Raw genomic sequence first — 1,750 nt, 5'->3', positions numbered from 1 at the left:
CTTAGGGTTGTCCCAGGAGACGAGGAACATCCGAATGAAGACCACGCACAGCATCACGGCCTTCCCCGAGTCGCCGGAACTGGACCGTGCGCACCGGCTCTCACGGTACGTCTGGCAGATGGCCGTCCGAGTGATCTGCTTCGTTGCGGCGGTGCTCATGTGGACCGCGTGGCACACCTGGCTCGTGGTCATCCCGATCGTCCTCGCGGGCGTCATCCCGTGGGTGGCCGTCATCCTCGCGAACGCCGGCAACCGCGCCGAGAACGACGTCGTCGCACCGGCCGGGGCCGTGCAGCTCTACGACGCCGCGGACGTCCGCATGCGCGAGGAGCAAGAGGCCGCTCGTGCCCAGGCGTACCGCGACGAGCAGGACCGGCTCCGCGACGCTGCCCAGCACGCGCAGGACGAGTGGCAGCGCAACGGCGACCACACCAACGTCTGGCCCCCGAAGACCGGCGGACGGCGCTGATGGGGGCGACCTTCGACCTCTTCACCGAGCCGGGGTCGACTCCCGTGTGCTCACGGGCCGGGTGCACCCAGACCGCCGAGTGGCGCGTCAACTGGCGGAACCCGCGCATCCACGCGACCGACCGGGTGAAGATCTGGGCGGCGTGCGACGAACACCGCGACTTCCTCGCCGACTACCTCCGTTCCCGCTCGTTCCCCGTCCGCGTGACGGGCATGCTCGAGGACGTCGACCGGCTCGACGACCTCCGTGACCCGAACGCCGGGCCGAAGAACGACGTCGGGGTGCGCGCCACCGGCACCGAGCGATGAGCGACGGCTTCGACCCGAGCTCCCGGTACGGCCGGCGTCACGCGGCGAAGCTGCAGCGCAGCACGACGGCCGCGCCCGAGCACCGGCCCGGTGAACCGTTCGTCGGCTGGCGCTTCGTCCGCAGCCGTCGCTGGCTCGGGTACTTCGCGATCGCCGTCGCCTTCGCGATCGTCTGCGCCCTGTTCGGCATGTGGCAGTGGGACCGCCGCAACGAGGCCGTCCGCCAGAACGAGCAGATCGCCCAGAACTACGACCACACTCCGGTGCCGCTCGACCAGGCACTCCCCCGGGCTTCGAGCTGGGACGCCGACCAGACCTGGCTCCGTGTCACAGCCACCGGCCGCTACGACACCGACGCCCAGCTGCTCGTCCGCAACCGCGTGCACAACGGACAGCCCGGCTTCGAGGTCCTCACCCCGCTCGTCACCGCGGACGGCCGGGCGTTCGTCGTCGACCGTGGCTGGGTGCCGACCGGCAACCGGCAGGACGCGCCCGACCACGTCCCCGCGCCCCCGAGCGGCGAGGTCACGGTCGTCGTGCGCCTCCAGCAGAGCGAACCGCGCATCCCCGGCCGCTCCGACCCGTCGCACACCGACCAGGTGCAGTCGGTCACGTTGTCCGACGTCCGCGACAAGATCGACATGCCGATCTGGACCGGCGCGTACGGCCAGCTCGCCTCTGAGGACCCGGCGCCGACGCAGACCCCACCGCTCGGCTGGGAGCGCCCGTCGGCCGACACCGGTCTGCACCTCAGCTACTTCATCCAGTGGTTCCTCTTCGCGGCCGGCGGCTTCGGGTTCCTCGCGTACGTGATGGTGCAGGAGTACCGCAACCTGAACCAGGACGACCCCGAGGAACGCGAGCGAGCCGAGGAGCGTCGTCGACGCCGGGACGCGAAGCCGAAGTCCGACGCCGAGGTCGAGGACGAGTTGCTGAACGTCGGTCGCTGAACGCGACCTGTCACGGACGGGAG

The 1,750-nt window shown here is 70.7% G+C and carries 3 protein-coding genes; all 3 read left to right on the top strand.

What is annotated here, in order from left to right:
• The coding region (locus I59_RS20800) for a DUF3099 domain-containing protein (RefSeq protein ID WP_222834996.1) at positions 1-469 on the top strand (469 nt) is incomplete at its 5' end.
• A complete protein-coding gene (locus I59_RS19500; protein WP_083881989.1) occupies positions 469-777 on the top strand; it encodes a hypothetical protein in 309 nt (102 codons plus the stop codon). The genes I59_RS20800 and I59_RS19500, both read left to right, overlap by 1 nt.
• Positions 774-1,727, top strand: a complete 954-nt coding sequence (locus tag I59_RS07820; protein ID WP_022903385.1) for an SURF1 family protein — start codon at positions 774-776, stop codon at positions 1,725-1,727. The genes I59_RS19500 and I59_RS07820 overlap by 4 nt, the downstream gene beginning before the upstream one ends.
• Positions 1,728-1,750: the final 23 nt, after the last annotated feature.

The sequence above is a fragment of the Curtobacterium sp. B8 genome (genome assembly GCF_000333315.1).
Lineage (GTDB): Bacteria > Actinomycetota > Actinomycetes > Actinomycetales > Microbacteriaceae > Curtobacterium > Curtobacterium luteum.
This window is presented reverse-complemented; position numbering and strand designations above follow the sequence as displayed.